The following is a 22311-nucleotide window of genomic DNA, read 5'->3' on the forward strand; positions in this document are numbered from 1 at the left end:
GGGGGGCAACGGTACTAAGCGTCCGGGCCCGCACCCGTCCTCTCGGCCGCCCGCACCGCGTCCCGGTAGGCCCGCGCGGCCACGCGGAGTGCGGCCTCCGGGTCGACGCCCGCCGCCTCGGCGCGCAGGGCCAGCGCGAGGAGTTCGTAACCGACGCCCTCCCCGGAGGGCACGGTCACCTCAAGGCCCGCCGTCCGCGCCCGGGACGCCAGCTTCGCGGCGAGCGCGAGGCCGGGCTGGCCGAGCGGGATGCCCTCGGTGACCGACGTGCGCTGCTTCTCCTCCGCCTTCGTGCGGAGCCAGTGCGCCTTCACGTCCTCCGGCGTGTCCGCCGAGTCGTCGCCGAAGACGTGCGGGTGGCGGTGGATGAGCTTCTCGACGATGCCGCCCGCGACGTCGTCGACGGAGAAGGGGGCCTCGGCGTCCTCCTCGGCGATCCGCGCGTGGAAGACGACCTGGAGGAGGACGTCGCCGAGCTCCTCGCGCAGCTCCTCCCTGTCGCCCTCCTCGATCGCCTCGACCAGTTCGTACGCCTCTTCGATCGCGTACTTCGCGAGGCCCTTGTGCGTCTGCTGCGAGGACCACGGGCACTCGCCGCGGATCCGGTCCATGACCTGGACCAGGTCGAGCAGGCGCGCGCCCGGCAGGTCGTACGAACCGGGGAGGAGCTCCAGGTCCGGCATGGCGACGCGGCCGGAGCCCGCGAGCCGGGCCAGGCCGTCCGTGAGCGCCCGGTCGCCCTCGGCGGTGACGACGACGAGGACCGTGCGGCCGCCCGCGCAGGCGGCGACCAGCTCCTCCGCGCCGGGCGCGGCCTGCTCGACGCGCACGCCCGCCTCGCGCAGGTAGGGCAGCTGCGGGTGGGACGCGTCGGCGCACAGCACCTCGTCGGCGCCGTGCAGCGCCTGCCAGGCGGGCCAGGACAGAAGGCCGGGCGCGACCCGGTGGCTGGTGGTCAGCAGGATGACGCGGCCGGCGGGCGCGTCGGCGGAGTCGGCCGGGGGCGTGGTCTCGGTCTCGTTCACCCGTCGAACGTAACCCAGCCCGGGCCACGGCCAGACCCCGCCGTCCCCTCCTGTACCGCTGCTGCCGCTACGCCGGCTGTTCCTCCGTCGGCGCTCCGGCGTCGGTGACCTCGCGCACCCACGGGGTCTTGGCGTCCGTGCGCTTGTTCTTGTCGACGTCCCATGCGCCGTAGCGCGGGTTCAGGTCGATGTCGAGCTTCTTGGAGGCGGCCGACAGGGCCTTCCAGAACACCGCCTGGCCCTCGGGCGACTGCATGTCCGCGTCCAGCTTCTTCGCGAGCTTCTGCGCCTCGATCTCCGTGCGCAGGCTGTCGTCGAGGCGCGCCGGGGCCACGCCGTACTGCTGGAGCCAGGACTGCTCAAGGGCCTTCTTGCCGCCCTCCTGCTGCTCCATGGCGGCCCGCATGGTCTGGATGTCGCGGCGCGTGACGCTCACTCCGGCGTCGGCGGCGGCGCGGTGCAGGACCTTGTCGAGCACCATCGTGTGCAGGGTGCTGCGGGTGAGGCCGCCGGACTTGGCGATGGCCTGCGAGTACTGCGCGTCGTCGGGGATGGCGGCCCGCTGCGCCTCGCGCACCTCGTTCACCCGGCCCTCCAGCTGCGCGACCGTGATGCGGTCGCCGCCGACGACGGCCGCGGCGCCTGGGTGCGCTTCGCTGCCGCAGGCGGTGAGGAGGGGGGCCGCGGCGATCGCGGCGGCGGAGAGGATGAGCGCGGTGCGGCGGCTGTTGCGGCGGTGCAAGGTGGGCCTCCCTGCTACGAGTTTGTGCGTCGGTGCACAAAGTCCGGCAGTGATCGATGGTAGGCAGTGGCGGTCTTCTCGGCCAGCTATTCGACCAACGATTCGGCGGGAGTTGAGGCACCCTGTGCCACTCCACCGCCCTAGCCGCGCACCTGTCCGAGCCACTGCAGCGTGCGCCGGATCTCCGCCGGGAACGGGTGGCCGGGGCCGTGCAGCAGCTCCGCGTCGTGCAGCAGCCGGGCCAGCGTGTCGTGGGCGGCGTGCCGGTCGCCGAGGGCGAGGAGCAGCTGGCCGATGCGGCGGCGGATCTCCAGGGACTGGTGGCGGTCCTGCGTCGCGTACTGGTTCTCGTAGTAGGGGAGGAGCGCGCGGTACTCGGCGAGGGCCGCGGCCGGTTCGCCGAGCTGCTCCAGGCACTGCGCGGCCTCGTACCGGAACTGGAGCGAGTGCGGGTCGGCCTGGCCGGACTCGGCGGCGCGCTCGTCGGCGAGGCGGCGCAGTTCGGGCAGGGCGCGGCGGTACTGGCCGTCGTCCATGAGCGTGGCGGCGTACTGCTTGCGCAGGGTGCGGACGACGGGCGAGTGCTCGCCGTGCTTGGCGGCGGCGGCCGGGAGGAGCGCGCCGAGGATGTCGACGGCCTGGGTGATGCGGCCCTCGCCGAGGAGCCGCTTGACGTCCTCGACGGCGCGGGCGAGGTCCTGCTGGGGCGGCCCCCCGGGCGTCCCCGGCGGCTGTGACGGCATGTCGGGGGCGGGCGCGGGCGTCGCCGCGCGGTCCGGCCACGGGGCGTGCGGGCGCAGGAAGGGGCGGGTGGGGTCGAGGGGGTGGCCGGCGGGGATGCCGCGGGCGGGCAGCAGCGGCACCAGTTCCTCGTAGACCTCCTGGGCGCTGGAGTGCCGGTGCTGGGGGTCCTTGGCGAGCAGCCGCAGGACGAGGGTCTCCAGGGCCTCCGGCACCTCGGGGCGCAGCCGGCGGACCGGCAGCGGCGGTTCGTAGAGGTGGCGGTGGAGGACGCCGAGCGCGGTGGAGCCGGAGAACGGCACGTCGCCGCTGAGGAGTTCGTGCAGCAGTACGCCGAGTGCGTAGAGGTCGGTGTACGGGCCGACCGCGCCGCCCATGGCCTGTTCGGGGGCCATGTAGGCGGGGCTGCCGATGGGCGATCCGGTGTGGGTGAGGCGGGTGGTGTCGGTGTCCATGACCGAGGCGATGCCGAGGTCGAGGATGGAGACGGTGCCGTCCTGCTTGACCATGACGTTCCGCGGCTTGAGGTCGCGGTGCACGATCGGCACGGCGTGCACCGCGGAGAGCACGGCGCACAGCTGGGCGGCGACGGCGACGGCCCACTGCCAGGGATAGGGGTCGTGCTCGGCGAGGTGGTCGCCGAGGTCGGCGCCGTCGACGTACTGCATGACGAGGTAGAGGTCCTCGCCCTCGCTGCCCGCGTCGTGCACGGTGACGAGGCCGGGGTGGTCGACCTGCGCGGTGACGCGGCACTCGCGCACGAAGCGGCGGCGCAGCTCCTCGGCCTCGGCGCCCGCGACCCGGTCGGGCCTGAGCAGCTTGACGGCGACGCGCCGGTCGAGGCGCTGGTCGTACGCCGTCCAGACCTGGCCCATGCCGCCCTGGCCGATGAGCGTGGAGAGTTCGTAGCGCCCGGCGACGACGCGCACGGTCAGCTGCCGCCTTCCTGATTGCGCAGGTAGTCACTCAGCTCGTCGAGCTCGGCCCTGACCTGGTGGATGCGGGCGGGGGCGGGGCGCGCGGGCGGGGGCGGGGTCTGCTGGAACGGCGGGTGGCCGAGCTGGGTGGGCTGCGCGTGGACGGGTCCTGGCGCGGTCGGGGCGGGCGCGGCCGGGGCGGGCGGCTGCGGGTAGCCGTACGAAGGCTGCGGCTGGGGCTGCGGCGGGACGGGGTGGCCGGTGAACTGCGACGGCTGCCGGTAGGGGCTGAAGTGGCGTATGTCCGCGAACAGGTAGTAGGCGACGGTGGCGACCATCGTGCAGAGCATGACGATCATGCCGGCGCTGCCGGGGCCCTGGAACTCCTCCTCGCCCGGGTCGACTCCGATGAGCACGAGGGCCAGGATGTCGAGGGCCGTCACGAGGCCGAGGACGACCCAGTCGTACGACGTGCGGGTGACAAGGGCGAGCCGGAGCATCGCGGCCCACGAGAGGAGGCCGCAGGACAGCACCGCGAGCACCACGAACAGCACGCGCAGCGTCACATGCGTCCCGCTGGAGGGGGGCTGTGGTTGCGGCGGCGCGTAGCCCTGGCCGTGCATGGCTGCTCCTGGTGCCCGGTGAACGGATGGTTGAGGGTTCGAGCGTATAGGCCGTCCGGCACGACCGGTCCCGGGTGTACCGAACCGTTGTCGTACTGGTCGGTCGTACTGGTCACGCGCCCCCGGGCGGAAGGGTTCCCTCCGTCAGGCCGTCGTGCAGGCCGCGCACCAGCCGGTCGCCGAGCCGGGCCGCGTGGCGCAGGGCGTCCTCGAAGTCGGCGAGCCGCCGGAAGCGTTCGCTGTAGCCGCGCTGTCCGGCGAGGGGCAGCCGGGGCAGCTGGAGGCGGCGGACGTCGAGCCGGGCTGCGGTCGAGGCGTAGCTGCTCGCCTGGCGGTGGTTGGCGGTGCCGCGCAGGAACCCGGCGAGGAACCACGGGTCGAGGGCGGCCGGGTCGGGGCGGAGCAGGGCCAGGCCGCGGCCGAGGGCGGCGCCCGCGGTGGCCTCGTCGACCACGCGGGCCGCGGCGCCGCCGCCGAAGAGGGGGACGACGACGTCGCCGGGTTCGGTGCGCACGGGGTCGTCGTCCGCCGGGCCCTCGTGGGCCGTACCGGAGGGGGCGGTGCCGGTGAGCACGTCGTGGTCGGTGAGGACGGGGGTGCCCGCGGCTCCCGCGCCGGTGCCGGTGTGCAGCGACAGGGCGCCGGCGCGGGCCAGTTCGCCGACGGTGGTGAGCGGCGGGCGCGCGGTGCCGACGGCCGACGGGGTCAGGTCGTCCGGCGGCGGCGTGAGGTCGGTGGCCCGGCGCAGCGCCTCGCCCAGGCCCTTGCGTACGGTCGCGAGCTCCGTGCCGCCGCCGGCCTCTGCGGGTGGCGGAAGGCGGCGCGCGGGGGCCAGGTCGACCTCGTCGTCGAGGAGTTCGAGCACGGGCACGCAGCGGGCCGAGCCGGGGCGTTCGTCGAGGGTGCCGTGCCGCTCGACGTGCTGCCAGACGTCGAGCACGGCGTCCTGGACGGCGGGCCACAGCTGTTTGTCGCGGCCGTCGGCGGCCGGCAGTCCGGCCGTCTCCACGAGCAGCAGCTCGGGCGCGGGCCGCGCCGCGGGGTCGGGCCTGCGCAGCACCCATACGTGCAGGGGCAGGTTGTACGGGGGCGCCGCGCCGGCCGGCAGGGCGATGACGGCGCGGAGCGCGCCGCGGCGCAGCAGGTCGGCGCGGATACGGCGGCCCGAGCGGCGGGACGCGGCGGCGGGCGGCATCAGGAGGACGGCGGTGCCGCTGTCGGTGAGGCGGGCCAACGCGTGCTGGACCCAGGCGAGTTCGGACTCGGAGCGGGCCGGGAAGCCGTACTCCCAGCGGGGGTCGTAGGCGAGTTCGTCGTGGCCCCAGTTGCGTTCGTTGAACGGCGGGTGGCAGAGCACGGCGTCGGCCTTGCGGCCCTCGTGGGCGTCGGCGCGCAGGGTGTCCGCGGCGGCGGTGCGCACGGTCGCGTCGGAGTGCAGGGCGAGCCGGAGCGCGGTGAGGGCGGCGAGTTCGGGGGAGCTGTCCTGGCCGTACAGGTACTGGTCGGGGCAGGGCGTGACGGCGCGCAGGAGGGCGCCGGTGCCACAGGCGGGGTCGAGGACGGTGCGGGCGGGGGCCCTGCTCTCGGCGATCCGCGCCATCAGCTCGGCGGGCCCTGTCGGGGTGAGCGTGTACTGGCGGGGGTTGGCGTCGGTCTGCCGGCCGAGCAGGAACTCGTACGTCTGCTTCGCGCCCAGCTCGGAGGCGAGCTCGGCGACTCCGCGCAACAGCGGGGCGGACGGCAGGAGTTCGGCGGGTTCGGGGACGCGGACGGCTCGCCCGCGCCGCACTCCGAAGCGCATCGCCACCACTTCGTCGAGCTCGTCCGGCAGGAGCTGCGCGAGGCGCTCGTCGGAGACGGCGCTCACCGCGAGCCAGGCGGACGGCCTGTCGCGGATCAGGAGCAGGACGCAGCCGGCGTGCAGGAGGGCGGTGACGGGGCCCGCGGGGTGCCCGGCGAGCTGCTGCCAGACGCGTTCGCGGAGCGGGACCTCGACGAGCTTGCCCTGGCCGCGCAGCCACCGCTCGACCTCGGCGAGCGCGAAGGAGGGGCTGGTGTCGGTGCCGCCGACGGGCTTGGGGAAGTCGCCGTGCCGCCGGCGCCAGTTGCTGACGGCGGCGCGTCCCACCCCGGCAAGGCGGGCGATCCCGGCGGCGGTGACTTCGGTCGCGTCGTCCCGCGGCGTCATCTGGCAGCTCCCCTCGTGCGCGGGGTCAGTCGCGCGTCGTGCGCGGGGTCAGTCGCGCGGGGTCGAGCATACCCAGGCGATCAGCGGCACGGACCGCTTCACGGCGTTAACCCGACATCCACCGATGCTCGTGTTGACTCGGTTCACAGCACTCTGCTCTGATGTTCCCCACCGAACGAGTTCCCTGGGGGGATTTCCATGCGTCACCGTCACCACCCGCGCCGTACCGCCGCCGTCGCCGCCTGCCTCGTCGCCGCGGCCGTCGGTCTCACGGCCTGCGGCTCCGAGAAGGACGACAAGCCGAAGGGCCCCTTCGCGGGCATGTCGGGCACCGAGATCGTCGACAAGGCCGTCAAGGCGACGAAGGGCGCCGAATCGCTGAAGCTGGCGGGCGAGGTCTCCGACGACGGGACCGGCCTGATGAACGTGAACCTGGCCCTCGACACCTCGGGCAAGTGCGCGGGCAAGATGGCGGTCGGCGGCGAGGGCTCGTTCGACCTGATCGTCCCCGGCGACAAGACGGTCTACGTGAAGTACGACGAGAAGTTCCTGCGCGCCCAGAGCAAGGGGGAGCCGAAGGACGAGACGGACGCCGTGGTCGACATGCTCGCGGGCCGCTGGGCGAAGACGAAGGCGACGGGCGCCGACGCGAAGGACATCGCCGGGATGTGCGACCTCGACGAACTGCTCAAGGACTTCGAGGGCATCAACTCCAACGCCCGCAGGGGCGCGACGACCACCCTCGACGGCACCCCCGCCATCAAGATCGACGCCCATGACGCCGAGGACAAGTACACGATCTACGTCGCCACCGAGGGCAAGCCGTATCTGCTGAAGATCGTCGACAGGGGCGCCGCGAAGCCGGAGTACCTGACGTTCGGCGACTACGACAAGCCCGTCAAGACCGCGCCGCCCACCGGCAAGGTCATCGACATCGACAACCTGGGCAGCTGACCCCGCCCTGCAGCCGACGCCGCTCAGAGCGTGTGCCGCACCCACACGTTCGGCTCGACGTACACGCCGTAGCCGCGTGCCGGTTCGCAGTGGACCGGCACCAGCGCGCCCGGCACCTCCACAGGACCCTCCTCGTCGAACGGCAGCCCGGTCCACTCCCGCCACTGCGCGGTCGACCCGGACACCGTCATGGAGGCGTGCGCGACCTTCTCGACGACGCCGCCCGCCCGCACGTGCACCCGCAGCCACGGGTCGTGCGGCAGGCCGTCCGCACGGGTGCGGTACGCGTACTCGTCGATCCGCGCGGCCGGTTCGAGGTGCTTGGCGTTGGGCCGCACGGGCGCGACGACCTCGGTGAAGCCGCGGGCCCGGGCGTTGTCCCGCATCGCCGCGAGCATCAGCCCGGAGACGCCCTTGCCGCGCGCCGCCTCGTCGACGGTTATCTCGATGGCGCTCACGGTGTCGGCCCGCTTGCCGTGCCGCAGGTCGGAGAAGGCCCACAGCAGCACCTGGTCCCAGCCGCCGTCGGGCAGTTCGCCCTCGCCGCGGGCGCGCAGGGCGAGCGGCACGCTGAACGCGCGGGCCACGACCTTGCCGTCGGCTTCGCCGTCGGTGGCGACCAGGACGTACTCCGGCAGGTCCTTGACGATCCTGCCGATCAGCGACCAGCCGACCGGGTCGTGGAGGATGAACTCCGGCCAGTCCTCGGCCATGTGCCAGAGCGGGTCCGCGAGCTCCGGGCGCTCGGCGAGGGTCGTGATCTTGAGGTCCATGTGCCGCACGGTACGCATCCCGCGGGGTGGGCGGTATCGGATTTCCTGCGGCGCGTGACGGGTGACGGGTGACGTCGCGCCCCGTCAGGGGCGCGGGGAACTGCGCGAGCGGCCCGAGGCGGCCCGCAGCCGCCGATGAGCCCGCTGCGGGCAGACGCGTCTGCGGGGTTCCGGCCGTTGGCCGCCGCGGGCCGGTGGGGGCTGGTCGCGCAGTTCCCCGCGCCCCTTAAAGCCCCTTACGGGGCCCTGAAGCGGGGCGGCGCCTTGGTCGGGGAGCCGCCCGACGGGAGCTTCTCGGCGGGGCACTTGGCGAGTACGTTCCGCATCGCGTCGCGCTCCGCGGCGGTCACCCACACCCCGTACTTCTTCTTCACGGCGACCTGCCCGGCCACGTACGCGCAGCGGTACGACTTGTTGGGCGGGAGCCAGGTCGCCGTGTCGCCGTCGCTCTTGCCGCGGTTGGTGCCCGCGTCGACCGCCAGGAGGTTGAGCGGGTCGTTGGCGAACGCTATGCGCTTGCTCGGCTCCCAGCGGAACGCGCCCTTCTGCCAGGCGTCCGAGAGCGCCACGAGGTGATCGATGTCGACCTGGCTGCGGCCGCGCCGGAACGTCACTTCCCTTCCGGTGTACGGGTCGGGCGCGAGCTTCCCGGAGACCACCCGGCACCCGCCGCCCTGGTACCGGACGTCCTTCAGGTCCCGCTTGAGGATGTCGTCCCGGGTCGGGCAGCGGTTGGAGTCGGTGTCGGCCCACGCGCTGCCGAACCTGTCGCGGTCGTAACCGGTCCTGGGCGCGCGGCCCTTGACGGTGAGCGTGTCGACGGCGGCGAGCGCGGACCCCGCCTCGGCGCCGGGCCCCGCACCGCCTTCCCCCTTGTCCTCGGAGCTGGTCTCGCAGCCGGTCAGGAGCGCGGGGACGGCGACCAGGGCGAGGAGGGCCGAGGTGGTACGACGGTTCACAGGACCACCACCGTGTCGCCGAGGGCGACGTCGGCGGGCGCCACGACGTCCGTGTGGATGCCGATGCACATGCCGCGGACGGCGGTGAGGGTCTTGAGGACGCGGTTGTCCACGGGGAGGCCGGGCTGGGCCTGGGTGACCATCACGCAGCGTTTGACGCGCTTGACCGCGTGCAGGCGCAGCGGCTGCGCCCCCTGGCCGCCGCCGATGACGATCTCGCGGCCGACCCAGTTCTCCTCGACCCAGGGCTCCTCGGTCTCCACGACGATGTTCTTGCGCAGCCGCCGTACGTCGACGGGGTCGGCGTCGCCGAGCAGGTCGCCGAGCGCGCGGAGCGAGGCGGTGCCGACGAGGGAGACGGCGGAGACGTCCTTGTGGCCTTCCCGCTGGCTGTCCGGCCCCTCACGGACCAGCTCGACGCCGTCGCCGAAGCGTTCGGGGATGCGGGGGTCGCCGGGGCGCAGCGTGGCGCCGTCCGGCGCGGTGACGACGGGCCGGCCGTCCTCGTCGTACGTCGCGTAATGGTCGAGCAGGCCCGGGATGCGGCGGAAACGGGCGTGGTTCTTTCCGCTGCCCAGCTTGCCGTCGGCGTACCGCAGGGCCCACAGCCGGTCGCCCACGACGCCGCGCTCGTGGACCTCCAGCCGGTCGTGTTCCTCGCCGAGCATCGACTTCACCGGATATCGGCGCAGACCCACGACCTTGAGCGTCACGGCGCTCTCTCCTCCCCTGGGCGGACTCTCGCGTCCACCACGGTAACGGCCGTGAGAATATCTCCTGTTCACTCACGTATCAGGAGATTCATGCGCAAGCGTCTGCCCCGGTCCCGGCTCGTCGTCCTGCTCGCCGCGATCGCTCTCGGCACCACGGCGTGCGGTTCGTCCGACGCCTCCTCCGCCCCGTCCGCTCCCTCCGTGAGCGCGTCACCGTCGGTGAGCGCGTCGCCAAGCCCCGAGGGGCGCGGGCTGCAAGGGCCCGCGGCCGCCTTCTTCCTGAAGACACTGCGGAAGCATTACCCGGATCTCGACCACATCAAGGACGACGCGCTCGTCGCCGAGGGCGACGCCCTGTGCACCGTCCGGGGAGCCGCGCTCGGTGAGCAGTTCACCGAGTCCACGCGCCGGCTCGGCACCACCAAGAAGCAGACGTCCCGCATCATGGGCGCGGCCCACGCCCTGTGCCGGGACAAGGAGGACCAGCTGTTCCAGGACTGACGTGGGCGGACGATTACCTCCGCGGTAATCGACCGCTCCCCGCCTCCCCGGCAGGATCGGACTCATCAGCCGCGAGCGCCGACCCCGAGGAGAATCCCATGAGCACCGAGACCACCGACACCGCCGCCCACACCCGCTCCGTCGTCCAGGAGTTCCTCCAGGCCCGGCTCGCCGGGGACACCGGGCGGATGGTGGAGCTGTTCGCCGACGACGTCGACTGGCTGCTCGCCGAGAACCCCGTCGTCCCGTGGATCCGCCCCCGCTCCACCGGCGTCGAGTGCGCCGCGCAGTCCGCGGAGATGGCCGAGCACACCGTCGCCGAGGACGCCCGCGCCTCCCTCGACACCTTCCTCGTCGACGGCACCGACGCCGTCCTGTTCGGCCACCTCTCGGGCACCGTGCGCGCCACCGGCAAATCCTTCGAGGGCCCCTTCGCCCTGCGCCTCACGGTGGAGAACGGCCGGATCACCCGGCACCACCTCTACGAGAACAGCCTCTCGATCGCCGAGGCGTGCACGGCAGCGTGAACGCGGTCCTCGCTCCCCTCCGTGTCCTACGACCCCAGGATCGACGTCAAGAACTCCCCGACCCAGCCGAGCAGTTCGCGTCCGACCAGTGGCTTGCCGCCGACCTTCGCGGTCTTGGGGCGGGGGACCAGGATCTGGTTCGCGGTCGGCTTGATGACCGTGCCGGGGTAGAGGCGCTTGAGGCGGAGTTCCTGGGATTCGCGTAGGTCGACCGGGGCGAAGCGGATGTTGTTGCCCTGGAGGACGATCTCGCCGACCTCGCAGGCGCGGGAGAGCATGCGGAGGCCTGCTACCAGGAGGAGGTTCTCGACCGGCTCCGGCAGCTTTCCGTAGCGGTCGGTGAGTTCCTCGCGTACCGCCTTGATGTCCTCCTCCGTGTTGGCGGAGGCAATGGCACGGTAGGCCTGGAGGCGCAGGCGCTCGCCGGGGGCGTAGTCGTGCGGGACGTGCGCGTCGACCGGGAGCTCGATCTTGACCTCCAGGGGCGGCTCCTCCTCGACGCCGCCCTCCAGGGACGCGCGGTAGTCGGCCACCGCCTCGCCGACCATGCGGACGTAGAGGTCGAAGCCGACGCCCGCGATGTGGCCCGACTGCTCGCCGCCGAGGAGGTTACCGGCGCCGCGGATCTCCAGGTCCTTCATCGCCACGTACATGCCCGCGCCCATCTCGGTGTGCTGGGCGATGGTCGCGAGCCGCTCGTGGGCGGTCTCCGTGAGCGGCTTCTCCGGCGGGTAGAGGAAGTAGGCGTAGCCGCGCTCGCGGCCTCGGCCTACTCGGCCGCGCAGCTGGTGGAGTTGGGAGAGGCCGAAGTTGTCGCCCCGCTCGACGATGAGGGTGTTGGCGTTGGAGATGTCGATGCCCGATTCGACGATGGTCGTCGAGACGAGCACGTCGAACTTCTTCTCCCAGAAGTCCACCACGACCTGCTCCAGGGCCTGTTCCGACATCTGGCCGTGGGCCGTGGCGATGCGCGCCTCGGGGACGATGTCCCGCAGGCGGGCCGCGGCGCGGTCGATCGACTCGACGCGGTTGTGGATGTAGAAGACCTGGCCCTCGCGCAGCAGCTCGCGGCGGACGGCCGCGCCGATCTGCTTCTCCTCGTACGGGCCGACGAAGGTCAGGACCGGGTGGCGTTCCTCGGGCGGGGTGGTGATCGTGGACATCTCGCGGATGCCGGTCACGGCCATTTCGAGCGTACGGGGAATGGGGGTCGCCGACATGGTGAGCACGTCGACGTTGGCGCGGAGCTTCTTCAGCTGCTCCTTGTGCTCGACGCCGAACCGCTGCTCCTCGTCGACGATGACCAGGCCCAGGTCCTTGAACTTGGTCTCGGATGAGAACAGGCGGTGCGTGCCGATGACGATGTCGACCGAGCCGTCGCGCAGCCCTTCGAGCGTCGCCTTGGACTCGGTGTCCGTCTGGAAGCGGCTCAGCGCCTTCACGCTGACCGGGAACTGCGAGTACCGCTCGGAGAACGTGCCGAAGTGCTGCTGGACGAGGAGTGTCGTGGGGACGAGGACCGCGACCTGCTTGCCGTCCTGGACCGCCTTGAACGCCGCGCGGACCGCGATCTCCGTCTTTCCGTAGCCGACGTCGCCGCAGATCAGGCGGTCCATCGGGACCGTCTTCTCCATGTCCTCCTTGACCTCGGCGATCGTGGTGAGCTGGTCGGGCGTCTCCACGTAGGGGAAGGCGTCCTCCAGCTCGCGCTGCCAGGGGGTGTCGGGCGCGAAGGCGTGGCCGGGGGCCGCCATGCGGGCGGAGTACAGCTTGATGAGGTCGGCCGCGATCTCCTTGACGGCCTTCTTCGCGCGCGCCTTCGTCTTCGTCCAGTCGGCGCCGCCGAGCCGGTGCAGCGTCGGGGCCTCGCCGCCGACGTACTTGGTGATCTGCTCCAGCTGGTCCGTGGGGATGTAGAGCCGGTCACCGGGCTGGCCGCGCTTGGCGGGGGCGTACTCGACGACGAGGTACTCGCGGGTCGCGCCCTGGACGGTGCGCTGCACCATTTCGATGTAGCGGCCGACGCCGTGCTGCTCGTGGACGATGTAGTCGCCGGCCTCCAGGGTCAGCGGGTCGATGGTCTTGCGGCGGCGGGCCGGCATGCGCTGGCCGTCCTTGCCTGCCGCCTTCTGGCCGGTCAGGTCGGTCTCGGTGAGCACGGCGAGCTTCAGCGCCGGGTCCACGAAGCCGTAGTCGATGGAGCCGCAGGAGACGTGCACCAGCGAGGGCGTCAGCTCGCCGAGGTCGCCGTCGAGGCGGGCCGCGATGCCCTCGCCGCCGAGGACCTCGACGGTACGGGCGGCGGGGCCGTGGCCCTCGGTGACGTACACGGTGCGCCAGCCGTCGGCCAGCCAGCCCTTGGTGTCCGCGAGGGCCTTCGCGGTGTCGCCGCGGTACGTCTCGGGCGCGTGCATGCCCAGCTTGAGGGTGTCCGCGCCCAGGTCTTCGTCGGCGGCGAAGGGGCTCACCGACCACCACATCATGCCGAGGTCGCGCGCGCGGTCCCGGACGTCCGCGATGCCCCACAGCGACGCGGCGTCCACGTCGATGGGCGCCTCGCCGCCACCGGCCGTCGCCGCCCAGCTGGCCTGGAGGAACTCCTGCGACGTCGCCACCAGGTCGGCGGCGCGCGTCCGCACCCGCTCCGGGTCGCAGACCACGGCCATGGAGCCCTCGGGCAGCACGTCGAGCAGCAGCTCCATGTCGTCCACCAGGACCGGGGCCAACGACTCCATGCCCTCGACCGCGATGCCCTCGGCGATCTTCCCGAGCAGCTCGCCGAGCTCGGGGTGCAGCTCCGCGAGGGCGGCCGCCTTCTCCCGTACTTCGTCGGTGAGGAGCAGCTCGCGGCAGGGCGGCGCCCACAGGCCGTGCTCGGCGACTTCGAGGGAGCGCTGGTCGGCGACCTTGAAGTACCGGATCTCCTCGACGTCGTCGCCCCAGAACTCCACGCGCAGCGGGTGCTCCTCGGTGGGCGGGAAGACGTCGAGGATGCCGCCGCGCACGGCGAACTCGCCGCGCTTCTCGACCAGCTCCACCCGGGAGTACGCCGCTGCAGCAAGGGCCTCCACGACCTGGTTCAGATCGGTGCTCTCCCCGCTGCGCAGCGCCACGGGCTCCAGGTCGCCGAGCCCCTTGACCTGCGGCTGGAGGACGGAGCGGACCGGCGCGACGACCACCGAGACCGGGCCGGTCTCCGGGTCGTCCGTGCGGGGGTGGGCCAGGCGGCGCAGCACGGCGAGGCGGCGGCCGACCGTGTCGGAGCGGGGCGAGAGGCGCTCGTGCGGCAGCGTCTCCCACGACGGGTACTCGGCGACGCCGTCCGGCGGCAGGATCGTGCGCAGCGCCGCGGCCAGGTCCTCGGCCTCGCGGCCGGTGGCCGTCACGGCGAGGACGGTGCGGCCGGACTCGCGGGCCAGCGCCGCCACCGCGAAGGGCCGGGCCGCGGGCGGGCCGACCAGGTCGATGTGCGTGCGGTGGCCGTCGGTCGCGGCCTTGACCGCTTCGGCGAGTGCCGAGTCCTTGACGACAGCGTCGAGCAGACCGTGCAGGCTCATGGAAGGCTTTCCGTCCAGGTACCGGGGGTGAGCCGGAGTGGGTGGGCAACGCGAACCGCCCGGCACGTCGCACGGGCCGGGGGTCTCCAGCGTACGACTACGGGGTGATCGGCGCGGCATGGTACCGGCGGGCCCGGCGTGCCCCGGCGGTCCTGGCCGCGCGCCCCCTCCCGCACAATGACCGGAACCGCGCCGGAAACCACCGCCCGAAAATTCTTTCCCCACCGCGTAAACCGGACGTGTGTCCCAGGCGTACTGCCTTCGAGAACCATGCGCCACACGCACCAGGAGACCACTTGACCGACGAGGAGTTCGAGGCGTTCTACGCGCACTCCGTGCGACCGCTGGTCGGGCAGGTGTATCTGATGACGGGCGACCTCCACGAGGCGCAGGACGTCGTCCAGGAGGCCTTCGTCCGCGCCTGGGCGCGCCGCGCCCGCCTCGATCGCGACGCCGGGCCCGAGGCGTGGATCAGGACCGTCGCCTGGCGGCTCGCCGTCAGCCGGTGGCGCCGGCACGGGCGGGCCGCGGACGCCTGGCGGCGCCACCACGGGGAGCGGGCGGGCTCCGTGCCCGAACCGGAGCCGGGCACGGTCGCGCTGATCGCGGCGTTGCGGCGGCTGACCGAGCGGCAGCGGCGGGTGGCGGTTCTGCACTACGTGTGCGACCTGAGCGTGCAGCAGGTCGCCGCGGAGACCGGGATCGCGGCCGGGACCGTCAAGTCCCACCTGTCCCGTGCCAGGGCGGCGCTCGCGCCGCATCTCGACGACGCGCCCGCCGACGACGCGCCCACCTCGGAGGAGCACCGTGCCTGAGCCCCACTCCCCGGCCGACGACGGCCTTGCCGTCGCGCTGAAGCGGGCCGCCGCGTCGGGCGGCAGGCTCGCCTCGCCGGTCCCCGCCGGACAGGTCTCCGCGCGCGGTGCCCGCCGCAGGCGCAGGACCTACGCGGCGGGCGCGGCGCTCGTCGTCTGCCTGGTGTCCGGGGGCGCGGCGGTCGCCGCGCTGCAGCTGGGCCGCGGGGGCGAACCGGTGGGGCCCGCGGTGCCGCCGAGCCCGACGAAGTCCGCCTCCCTCCCGGAGTCGTCCTCCTTCCCCGACCGGTCGTCCTCCTTCGCCGACCGGTCGCCCTCGCCCGGGCGGGACTCGCCTCCGCCGACGGGTACGCCGTCGACCTCCCTGCCGCCGCTTGATTCCGCGACGCCGACCACACCGACCACCGCTCCGTCGGGGGACTGACTTCTTTGATGCGCACCATCACCGCACGGGGCTCCGCCCCGGACCCCGCTCCTCGAACGCCGGAGGGGCTGGACTCCTCCCCCTCCCACGAACTCATACCGGAGCGGGACCGGACCGCCCCCGCCCCCGACCGGGCGAGGCGTCTCTGGGACCGCGCCCCCCACCTGCTCGCCGCCGGGCTGTTCCTCGCGTACGCCGTCGTGTCCGTCAGCCGGTACCGGCGCCTTGAGACGCGCTCCTGGGACCTCGGCATCTTCGAGCAGGCCGTCCGCGCGTACGCGCACCTCCAGGTGCCGGTGGCCGACCTCAAGGGGCCCGGGGCGAACATCCTCGGCGACCACTTCAGCCCCGTCACCGCCCTCCTCGCGCCCGCCTACCGGCTCTTCCCCTCGCCGGTCACGCTGCTCGTCGCGCAGGCGCTGCTCGTCGCCGTCTCCGCCGTCCCCGTGACCCGGGCGGCGACCCGGCTCCTGGGGCGCGGCTCGGGCCTCGCCGTCGGGGTCGCGTACGGACTGTCGTGGGGCGTCCAGCGCGCCGTCGACTTCGACTTCCACGAGATCTGCTTCGCGCTGCCGCTGATCGCCTTCTCCCTCGAAGCGCTGCTGCGGCAGCGGTGGCGGGCCGCCCTGCTCTGGGCGCTGCCGCTCGTCCTCGTCAAGGAGGACCTGGGCGTGACCCTCGCGGCGATCGCCGTGGTCGTGGCGGTCCGCTGCCGCCGCACGGACCCGAAGGCCCTGCGCTACGCCCTCGGTGTCGCCGCGTTCGGCGCGCTCGCCACCCTCGTCACCCTCACCCTGGTCATTCCCGCCTGCAACTCGGTCGGCGCGTACGACTACTGGGACAAGGTCGGGGATGCGGGCGGCGCCGGGGTCCTCGACGGCGCGGGCACCAAGCTGTCCACCCTCGCCTGGCTGCTGATCCCCACCTCCGGGCTGCTCGCGCTGCGCTCGCCGCTGCTCCTGGTCGCGCTCCCCACCCTCGGCTGGCGGTTCCTCTCCGGCGACGACCACTACTGGGGCACCGACTGGCACTACAGCGCCGTCCTGATGCCCGTCGTGCTGCTCGCCTTCGCCGACGCCGTCGCCGCCGCGCGCCGCGACCGGCGGCCGTGGCTGCGCCGGTACGCGGACCGGCTGCCGGCCTGCGCCGCCGCGGCCGCGCTCGCCCTCACCACGTCGCTGCCGCTCGCGGGCCTCACCGAGTCGTGGACGTACGGGAAGAGCGAGCAGGTCACCGCCGTGGAGCGGCTCCTCGACCGCGTCCCGGACGGTGCCACGGTCGAGGCGAACATCGGGCCGATCAGCAGGCTGACCTCGCGGGCCCGGGTCTTCTGGGTGGGCGCGGCCGACCCGGTCGTCCCGCAGTACGTGGCTCTCGACGTCCGCTCCGGCTGGACGAAGGACCCGGTCGCGTACGCCGGGAAGCTGCACCCGGGCGTGCGGTACGTCGCGGAGGACGTCGCGTACGGGTACGTGCTGCTGCGCAGGGAGTGAAACGGCCGCCAAAAAGGCCACCGGCCCCGGCGGACGCGCGATGCGCGCCCGCCGGGGCCGTCTCCCCCGCACCCCCGTGGCGGTGGCTATTCGGTGGCGATGGCGTTGAGGACATTCATCCGGCCGGCCCGGAAGGCCGGGACCAGGGCCGCGAAGAGGCCCACGAAAGCCGATCCGATGAAGACCGCGATGATCGTCGGCCACGGGATCTCCAGGACCTTCAGGCCCTCCAGGGCGAGGAGCTGCTGGGCCGTCGCGCCCCAGCCCATGCCCAGGCCGAGGCCGAGGAGGGCGCCGAAGAGCGCGATGACCACGGACTCCAGGCGGATCATGCGGCGCAGCTGGCGGCGCGAGAGGCCGATGGCGCGCATCAGGCCGATCTCGCGGGTGCGTTCCACCACAGAGAGGGCCAGGGTGTTCACCACGCCGAGGATCGCGACGATGATCGCCAGGCCGAGCAGGCCGTAGACCATGTTCAGGAGCTGGCCGACCTGGTCCTTCAGCGTCTGCTTGAAGTCGGTCTGGTCCATCACCTTGTACTGCGGGTACGCCTCCAGAGACTTCTTCAGGGAGGTGTACGCGGCGTCCTCCTGGCCCTTGTCGGCCGTGGCGAACATGATGTCGTTCTGCGGCATCCGGTCCGCGGGGACGTACTGCTCAAGGGTCGTGATGTTCAGGTACATCGCGCCGTTGTCGACGGTGCCGTCGTCCTTGGTGATGGCCGCGAGCCGCAGCTCGGCGGTCTTCCCGTGCTCGAAGGCGACCTTCAGCTCGTCGCCGACCTTCAGGCCGTGCTTCTCGGCGAACTCGTCGCCGACCGACATGGCGTTCCTCCCGTACGCGGCGGACAGTTCACCGGCGACCGTCTCGCGGCGCAGGTCCTTGGCGTACGTCGGGTCGGCGGCGCTCAGGCCGACGCCGTCCACGGCCTTGCCGTCGGGCGTGGTCAGGTCCGCCTCGATCTGCTTGTAGCGCGTGATGTGGCCGATGTGGTCGGCCTTTCCCAGGGCCTCCGCGGCCTTCGGCGTGATGGAGATGCCGGGCTGGGTGGGCTGCACGATGAAGTCCGCGCCGACCGACTTGTCGAGCTCCTCCGTGGCCGACGCGACCATCGAGGAGCCGACGACGGAGAGGCAGGCGACCAGGGCGAGGCCGATCATCAGGGCCGCTCCGGTGGCGCCGGTGCGGCGCGGGTTGCGCAGGGCGTTGCGCTCGGCCATCCGGCCGACCGGGCCGAACGCCCGCAGGAGCACCGCGCTCAGGACGCGGACGACGCCGGAGGCGAGCACGGGGCCGATGACGACGAAGCCTATGAGGGTGAGGACGACGCCGCCGCCCAGGAAGAGGGAGCCTTCCTTGGCCTTGTCGGCCTGTCCCGCGGCGTAGAGGGCGAAGCCGCCGGCGCCGGTGAGGACCAGGCCGATGACGGCGCGCAGCGCGCTCGCCCTACCGTCGGCGGGGGTGCCCGCGTCGCGCAGCGCGGCCATCGGCGAGACCTTGCCGGCCCGTCGTGCGGGGAGGTAGGCGGCGAGGACGGTGACGACGATGCCGAGGACCATGCCGACGACGGGGGTCGTCCAGCTGACGGTGAGGTCGCTGGTGGAGAGTTCCATGCCCATGCCGGCCATGAGCTTCATGAGGCCGACGGCGAGGCCGATGCCCGCGCCGACGCCGAGGACCGAGCCGAACACGCCGAGCAGCAGCGCCTCGACGAGCACCGAGCGGTTGACCTGCTTGCGGCTTGAGCCGATGGCGCGCATCAGGCCGATCTCACGGGTGCGCTGGGCGACCAGCATCGAGAAGGTGTTGATGATGAGGAAGATGCCGACGAGGAAGGCGATTCCGGCGAAGCCGAGCATCGCGTACTTCATGACGTCGAGGAAGCTGCCGACGTCCTTGCGGTTCTCGTCCGCGGTCTCCTTCTGCGTCCTGATGTCGTACGCGGCCCTGTCCAGGGCGGTCGCGACCTTCGCCTTCAGCGCGGTGTCGCTGACGCCCGCGTCGGCGGTGAGGTTGACGTGGGTGAACCGGCCGGTGGCGCCGAGGAGTTCGCGCTGGGAGGTGGCGGTGTCGAAGTAGAAGATCGCGGCGCCGGGGTTGGTCACCTTGAAGGTGGCGATGCCGGAGATCTTCGCGGTGTGGTCGCCGGTGGCGGCGATGGTGCGCAGCTCGTCACCGATCTTGAGGTCGTGCTTGTCCGCGGTGTCGGCGTCGACCATCACCTCGGTGGGGCCGCGCGGGGCGTGGCCGGAGGTGATGTCCATCGAACGCAGGTCGTTGCGCGTCCAGTTGCCCGCGATGGTCGGGCCGCCGCTGGTCGGCCCCATGTTCTCGTTCTTGTCGTCGACGACGGTCACGCTCTGGCTGCTGACGGCGCCTTCGGCGGACTTCACACCCGCGACCTTCCCGGCCTCCCTGACGACGGAGGCGGGCAGCGACTCGGGCCTGCCGCTGCGCGGTGTCTCGCCCGCGTCCTTCGCGGACTTGGGGGTGACGGTGACGTCGGCGGAGGTGGCGGCGAAGAGCTTGTCGAAGGTGGTGCTCATGGTGTCGGAGAAGACGAGCGTGCCGCAGACGAACGCCACCGACAGGACGACGGCCACCGCGGAGAGCGCCATGCGTCCCTTGTGCGCGAAGAAGTTGCGCATCGAGGTCTTGAGGACGGTCATGAGGTGCGCCCCCGGGCGTCGAAGGACTTCATGCGGTCGAGGACCTGGTCGGCGGTGGGGTGGTGCATCTCGTCGACGATCCGGCCGTCGGCGAGGTACAGGACCCGGTCCGCGTACGAGGCGGCGACCGGGTCGTGCGTGACCATGACGATGGTCTGGCCGAGGTCGGTCACCGAGCGGCGCAGGAAGCCGAGGACCTCCGCGCCGGCGCGCGAGTCGAGGTTTCCGGTCGGCTCGTCGCCGAAGATGATCTCCGGCCGGGAGGCGAGGGCGCGGGCCACGGCGACGCGCTGCTGCTGGCCGCCGGAGAGCTCGGTCGGGCGGTGCTTGAGGCGCCCGGCGAGGCCCACGGTCTCCACGACCTGGTCGAGCCAGGCCCGGTCGGGCTTGCGGCCCGCTATGTCCATCGGGAGCGTGATGTTCTCGATGGCGTTCAGCGTCGGGAGAAGGTTGAACGCCTGGAAGATGAAGCCGATGCGGTCCCGGCGCAGCCGCGTGAGCTTCTTGTCCTTGAGGCCGGTGATCTCGGTCTCGTCCAGATAGATCTGTCCTTCGCTGACCGTGTCGAGGCCCGCGAGGCAGTGCATGAGGGTGGACTTGCCGGAGCCCGAGGGGCCCATGATCGCGGTGAACTGCCCGCGGGCGATGTCCACGTCGATGCGGTCGAGCGCGACGACGCGGGTCTCCCCGCTGCCGTACGCCTTCACGACCTGGCGCGCCCGTGCCGCCACGGCCGTACGCCCTCCAGTGCCCCCGTGCCTGGGTGTGGTCACAGCCGTTGTCACGGTACGTCTCCTATGTCGGTCATGCGGTGGGTCGGGCGCGTTCGCCGTGCGAACAAGTCTGGTGTCGCGGAGGGGTCCGGCGCGCTGGTGCTCAGCGCAGTCTTTTCCGGGGGAAAACCCCACCCCCGCCGGTGCGGTGCGCCGTAAAGCCAATCTAAGGACCGGCCGGGGCCCGCTCATCCTCCAGCGGGACGAACACTCCCCGGTCCGTTGTACGGAGGTTCCCCTAGGGGATCTCCACCCACCGGCGGAGATCGTCTCAGGGTCGCCGCCACCCTGCCCTCGCCCTCCCCCGGGTGAGAAAGTGGCCCGCAGCAACCGCGTGCAGGGGGAAGGAAGTTCCGTGGGCACCCAGGAAGCGATACCGGGCAGGAGCGCGGTCGTCGCCGCGCTCATGCTCGCCATGGCGCTGGCCGCCGTCGACTCCACCATCGTGTCGACCGCCGTCCCGCAGATCGTGGGCACGCTCGGCGGCTTCTCGATCTTCTCCTGGCTCTTCTCCGGCTACCTCCTCGCGGCCACGGTGACCCTGCCCGTCTACGGCAAGCTCTCCGACACGTTCGGCCGCAAGCCCGTCCTCATCGCGGGCTGCGTGTTGTTCCTCCTCGGCTCCGGGCTCTGCGCGCTCGCCTGGAACATGGAGTCGCTCATCGCCTTCCGCGTCGTCCAGGGCCTCGGCGGCGGCGCCGTCCAGGGCACCGTGCAGACCCTCGCCGCCGACCTCTACCCGCTCAAGGAACGCCCCAAGATCCAGGCGAAGTTGTCCACCGTGTGGGCCACCTCCGCCGTCGCCGGACCCGCGCTCGGCGGCCTCATCACCGCGTACACGGACTGGCGCTGGATCTTCCTGATCAACCTGCCCATCGGCGCGGTCGCGCTCTGGCTGATCGTGCGCCACCTCCACGAACCCGCGCGGGAGAGCGTGCCGCGCGGCCGCGTCGACTGGCCCGGGGCGCTCGCCGTCTTCGCCTGCGGGGGCACGCTCCTGACCGCGCTCGTGCAGGGCGGGGTCGCCTGGGAGTGGCTGTCGGCGCCCTCCCTCGCCCTCTTCGCCGCCGGCCTCGCCCTGATCGGCGTCGTCGTCCTCGTCGAACGCCGGGCCGAGGAGCCGATCATCCCCGGCTGGGTCTGGCGCAGGCGCACCATCGCCGCCGTCAACCTCGCCCTCGGCGCGCTCGGCCTCCTGATGGTCGCCCCGACCGTCTTCCTCCCCACGTACGCCCAGTCCGTGCTCGGACTCGCCCCCGTCGCCGCCGGCTTCGTGCTCTCCGTGATGACGCTGAGCTGGCCGGTCTCCGCCGCCCTCAGCCAGCACGTGTACCGCAGGATCGGCTTCCGCAACACCGCGATCACCGGCATCTCCGCGGCCGCCCTGATCCTCTTCACCTTCCCGCTGCTGCCCTACCCCGGGGGCGCCTGGCAGCCCGCCCTGCTCATGCTGCTCCTCGGCGCCGCCCTCGGCCTCTTCCAACTCCCCCTGATCGTCGGCGTCCAGTCCACCGTCGGCTGGGCCGAGCGCGGCACGGCCACCGCGTCCGTCCTGTTCTGCCGCCAGATCGGGCAGACACTCGGCGCGGCCCTCTTCGGCGCGATCGCCAACGGAGTACTGAGCGCACGCCTCGACGGCGCCGGCTCACTCGACTCCGTGGCACGCATCCTGGACGACCCCGGCTCGGTGGCCGACCCCGAACCGCTGCGGAGGGCCGTCGACTCCGCCGTCGACGCGGTGTACCTCGGCGCGGGCTGCGCCGCCGTACTCGCCCTGCTCGTCCTGCTCTTCCTGGCACCGCGCCGCTTCCCCGTACTCCAGGACGCCCAACTCGCCCCACAGCAGGAGCAGTTGTCCCCCACACAACAGCCCGACTGACCGCTGCACAGCGCGACAGCGGAGCGGGCCCGGCCTCC

The 22311-nt window shown here is 72.6% G+C and carries 18 protein-coding genes; 7 read left to right on the top strand and 11 right to left on the bottom strand.

The features are described 5' to 3' along the window. Window positions 1-14 precede the first annotated feature (14 nt). The 5 genes from AB0H82_RS30815 to AB0H82_RS30835 all read right to left on the bottom strand — a co-directional run bounded on the left by AB0H82_RS30815 (window position 15) and on the right by AB0H82_RS30835 (window position 6236). A complete protein-coding gene (locus AB0H82_RS30815; RefSeq protein WP_362998523.1) occupies window positions 15-1025 on the bottom strand; it encodes a nucleoside triphosphate pyrophosphohydrolase in 1011 nt (336 codons plus the stop codon). A gap of 67 nt (window positions 1026-1092) precedes the next feature. Further along, window positions 1093-1767 (bottom strand): SurA N-terminal domain-containing protein, encoded by a 675-nt coding sequence (locus tag AB0H82_RS30820; RefSeq protein ID WP_362998525.1) that lies wholly within the window; start codon window positions 1765-1767, stop codon window positions 1093-1095. A gap of 140 nt (window positions 1768-1907) precedes the next feature. Then, entirely contained in the window at window positions 1908-3443 is a 1536-nt protein-coding gene (locus AB0H82_RS30825; RefSeq protein ID WP_362998620.1) for a serine/threonine-protein kinase, read from the bottom strand. Continuing rightward, entirely contained in the window at window positions 3440-4048 is a 609-nt protein-coding gene (locus tag AB0H82_RS30830; protein ID WP_362998527.1) for a hypothetical protein, read from the bottom strand. The genes AB0H82_RS30825 and AB0H82_RS30830 overlap by 4 nt, the downstream gene beginning before the upstream one ends. 112 nt (window positions 4049-4160) lie before the next feature. After that, on the bottom strand, window positions 4161-6236 hold the full coding sequence (locus AB0H82_RS30835; RefSeq protein WP_362998529.1) for an N-6 DNA methylase: 2076 nt from the start codon (window positions 6234-6236) through the stop codon (window positions 4161-4163). Between the two features lie 198 nt (window positions 6237-6434). Between AB0H82_RS30835 and AB0H82_RS30840 the strand changes: the two genes are divergently transcribed. Next, the gene (locus tag AB0H82_RS30840; RefSeq protein WP_362998531.1) at window positions 6435-7190 is read left to right on the top strand and encodes a hypothetical protein; all 756 of its coding nucleotides are present in this window, start codon (window positions 6435-6437) and stop codon (window positions 7188-7190) included. A 23-nt stretch (window positions 7191-7213) separates the two neighbouring features. On the opposite strand, the gene AB0H82_RS30845 is transcribed toward AB0H82_RS30840, so the two are convergent. The 3 genes from AB0H82_RS30845 to AB0H82_RS30855 all read right to left on the bottom strand — a co-directional run bounded on the left by AB0H82_RS30845 (window position 7214) and on the right by AB0H82_RS30855 (window position 9635). Further along, a complete protein-coding gene (locus AB0H82_RS30845; protein WP_362998533.1) occupies window positions 7214-7963 on the bottom strand; it encodes an N-acetyltransferase in 750 nt (249 codons plus the stop codon). A 236-nt stretch (window positions 7964-8199) separates the two neighbouring features. Next, entirely contained in the window at window positions 8200-8922 is a 723-nt protein-coding gene (locus tag AB0H82_RS30850; RefSeq protein ID WP_362998535.1) for an HNH endonuclease family protein, read from the bottom strand. Beyond that, the gene (locus tag AB0H82_RS30855; protein ID WP_362998537.1) at window positions 8919-9635 is read right to left on the bottom strand and encodes an MOSC N-terminal beta barrel domain-containing protein; all 717 of its coding nucleotides are present in this window, start codon (window positions 9633-9635) and stop codon (window positions 8919-8921) included. The genes AB0H82_RS30850 and AB0H82_RS30855 overlap by 4 nt, the downstream gene beginning before the upstream one ends. A gap of 90 nt (window positions 9636-9725) precedes the next feature. On the opposite strand from AB0H82_RS30855, the gene AB0H82_RS30860 reads away from it, so the two are divergent. Both AB0H82_RS30860 and AB0H82_RS30865 read left to right on the top strand, forming a co-directional pair. Beyond that, complete coding sequence (locus tag AB0H82_RS30860) at window positions 9726-10136, top strand: hypothetical protein (protein ID WP_362998539.1); 411 nt, start codon at window positions 9726-9728, stop codon at window positions 10134-10136. A 98-nt stretch (window positions 10137-10234) separates the two neighbouring features. Further along, complete coding sequence (locus AB0H82_RS30865) at window positions 10235-10663, top strand: nuclear transport factor 2 family protein (protein WP_362998541.1); 429 nt, start codon at window positions 10235-10237, stop codon at window positions 10661-10663. Window positions 10664-10689: 26 nt separating this feature from the next. Here AB0H82_RS30865 and mfd read toward each other — a convergent pair whose 3' ends face one another. Beyond that, the gene (gene mfd, locus AB0H82_RS30870) at window positions 10690-14220 is read right to left on the bottom strand and encodes a transcription-repair coupling factor (RefSeq protein WP_362998543.1); all 3531 of its coding nucleotides are present in this window, start codon (window positions 14218-14220) and stop codon (window positions 10690-10692) included. A 296-nt stretch (window positions 14221-14516) separates the two neighbouring features. Here mfd and AB0H82_RS30875 point away from each other — a divergent pair, with 296 nt between their 5' ends. From AB0H82_RS30875 to AB0H82_RS30885, 3 genes are read left to right on the top strand one after another with little or no spacing between them, the layout of a single operon-like run. Next, complete coding sequence (locus AB0H82_RS30875; RefSeq protein ID WP_362998545.1) at window positions 14517-15035, top strand: SigE family RNA polymerase sigma factor; 519 nt, start codon at window positions 14517-14519, stop codon at window positions 15033-15035. After that, the gene (locus AB0H82_RS30880) at window positions 15028-15459 is read left to right on the top strand and encodes a hypothetical protein (RefSeq protein WP_362998547.1); all 432 of its coding nucleotides are present in this window, start codon (window positions 15028-15030) and stop codon (window positions 15457-15459) included. The genes AB0H82_RS30875 and AB0H82_RS30880 overlap by 8 nt, the downstream gene beginning before the upstream one ends. Window positions 15460-15467: 8 nt before the next feature. After that, window positions 15468-16952: a DUF2079 domain-containing protein gene (locus AB0H82_RS30885; protein ID WP_362998549.1), complete on the top strand. Its 1485-nt coding sequence runs from the start codon at window positions 15468-15470 to the stop codon at window positions 16950-16952. Window positions 16953-17038: 86 nt separating this feature from the next. Here the strand turns inward: AB0H82_RS30885 and AB0H82_RS30890 are convergent, their stop codons facing one another. Together AB0H82_RS30890 and AB0H82_RS30895 are read right to left on the bottom strand one after the other, a co-directional pair. After that, entirely contained in the window at window positions 17039-19621 is a 2583-nt protein-coding gene (locus AB0H82_RS30890) for an FtsX-like permease family protein (protein ID WP_362998551.1), read from the bottom strand. After that, window positions 19618-20406, bottom strand: a complete 789-nt coding sequence (locus AB0H82_RS30895) for an ABC transporter ATP-binding protein (protein WP_362998553.1) — start codon at window positions 20404-20406, stop codon at window positions 19618-19620. Before AB0H82_RS30895 ends, AB0H82_RS30890 begins: the two co-directional genes overlap by 4 nt. Before the next feature lie 343 nt (window positions 20407-20749). On the opposite strand from AB0H82_RS30895, the gene AB0H82_RS30900 reads away from it, so the two are divergent. Then, window positions 20750-22273: an MFS transporter gene (locus AB0H82_RS30900; protein ID WP_362998555.1), complete on the top strand. Its 1524-nt coding sequence runs from the start codon at window positions 20750-20752 to the stop codon at window positions 22271-22273. Window positions 22274-22311 lie beyond the last annotated feature (38 nt).

It is taken from the genome of Streptomyces sp. NPDC050732, assembly GCF_040654255.1.
Lineage (GTDB): Bacteria > Actinomycetota > Actinomycetes > Streptomycetales > Streptomycetaceae > Streptomyces.

What these genes read in the sequence shown, in the direction of transcription:
- AB0H82_RS30830 (WP_362998527.1), bottom strand. Translation starts at nt 4,048, where the DNA reads ATGCACGGCCAGGGCTACGCGCCGCCGCAACCACAGCCCCCCTCCAGC.
- AB0H82_RS30835 (WP_362998529.1), bottom strand. Translation starts at nt 6,236, where the DNA reads ATGACGCCGCGGGACGACGCGACCGAAGTCACCGCCGCCGGGATCGCC.
- AB0H82_RS30840 (WP_362998531.1), top strand. Translation starts at nt 6,435, where the DNA reads ATGCGTCACCGTCACCACCCGCGCCGTACCGCCGCCGTCGCCGCCTGC.
- AB0H82_RS30845 (WP_362998533.1), bottom strand. Translation starts at nt 7,963, where the DNA reads ATGGACCTCAAGATCACGACCCTCGCCGAGCGCCCGGAGCTCGCGGAC.
- AB0H82_RS30860 (WP_362998539.1), top strand. Translation starts at nt 9,726, where the DNA reads ATGCGCAAGCGTCTGCCCCGGTCCCGGCTCGTCGTCCTGCTCGCCGCG.
- AB0H82_RS30865 (WP_362998541.1), top strand. Translation starts at nt 10,235, where the DNA reads ATGAGCACCGAGACCACCGACACCGCCGCCCACACCCGCTCCGTCGTC.
- mfd (WP_362998543.1), bottom strand. Translation starts at nt 14,220, where the DNA reads ATGAGCCTGCACGGTCTGCTCGACGCTGTCGTCAAGGACTCGGCACTC.
- AB0H82_RS30885 (WP_362998549.1), top strand. Translation starts at nt 15,468, where the DNA reads ATGCGCACCATCACCGCACGGGGCTCCGCCCCGGACCCCGCTCCTCGA.
- AB0H82_RS30890 (WP_362998551.1), bottom strand. Translation starts at nt 19,621, where the DNA reads ATGACCGTCCTCAAGACCTCGATGCGCAACTTCTTCGCGCACAAGGGA.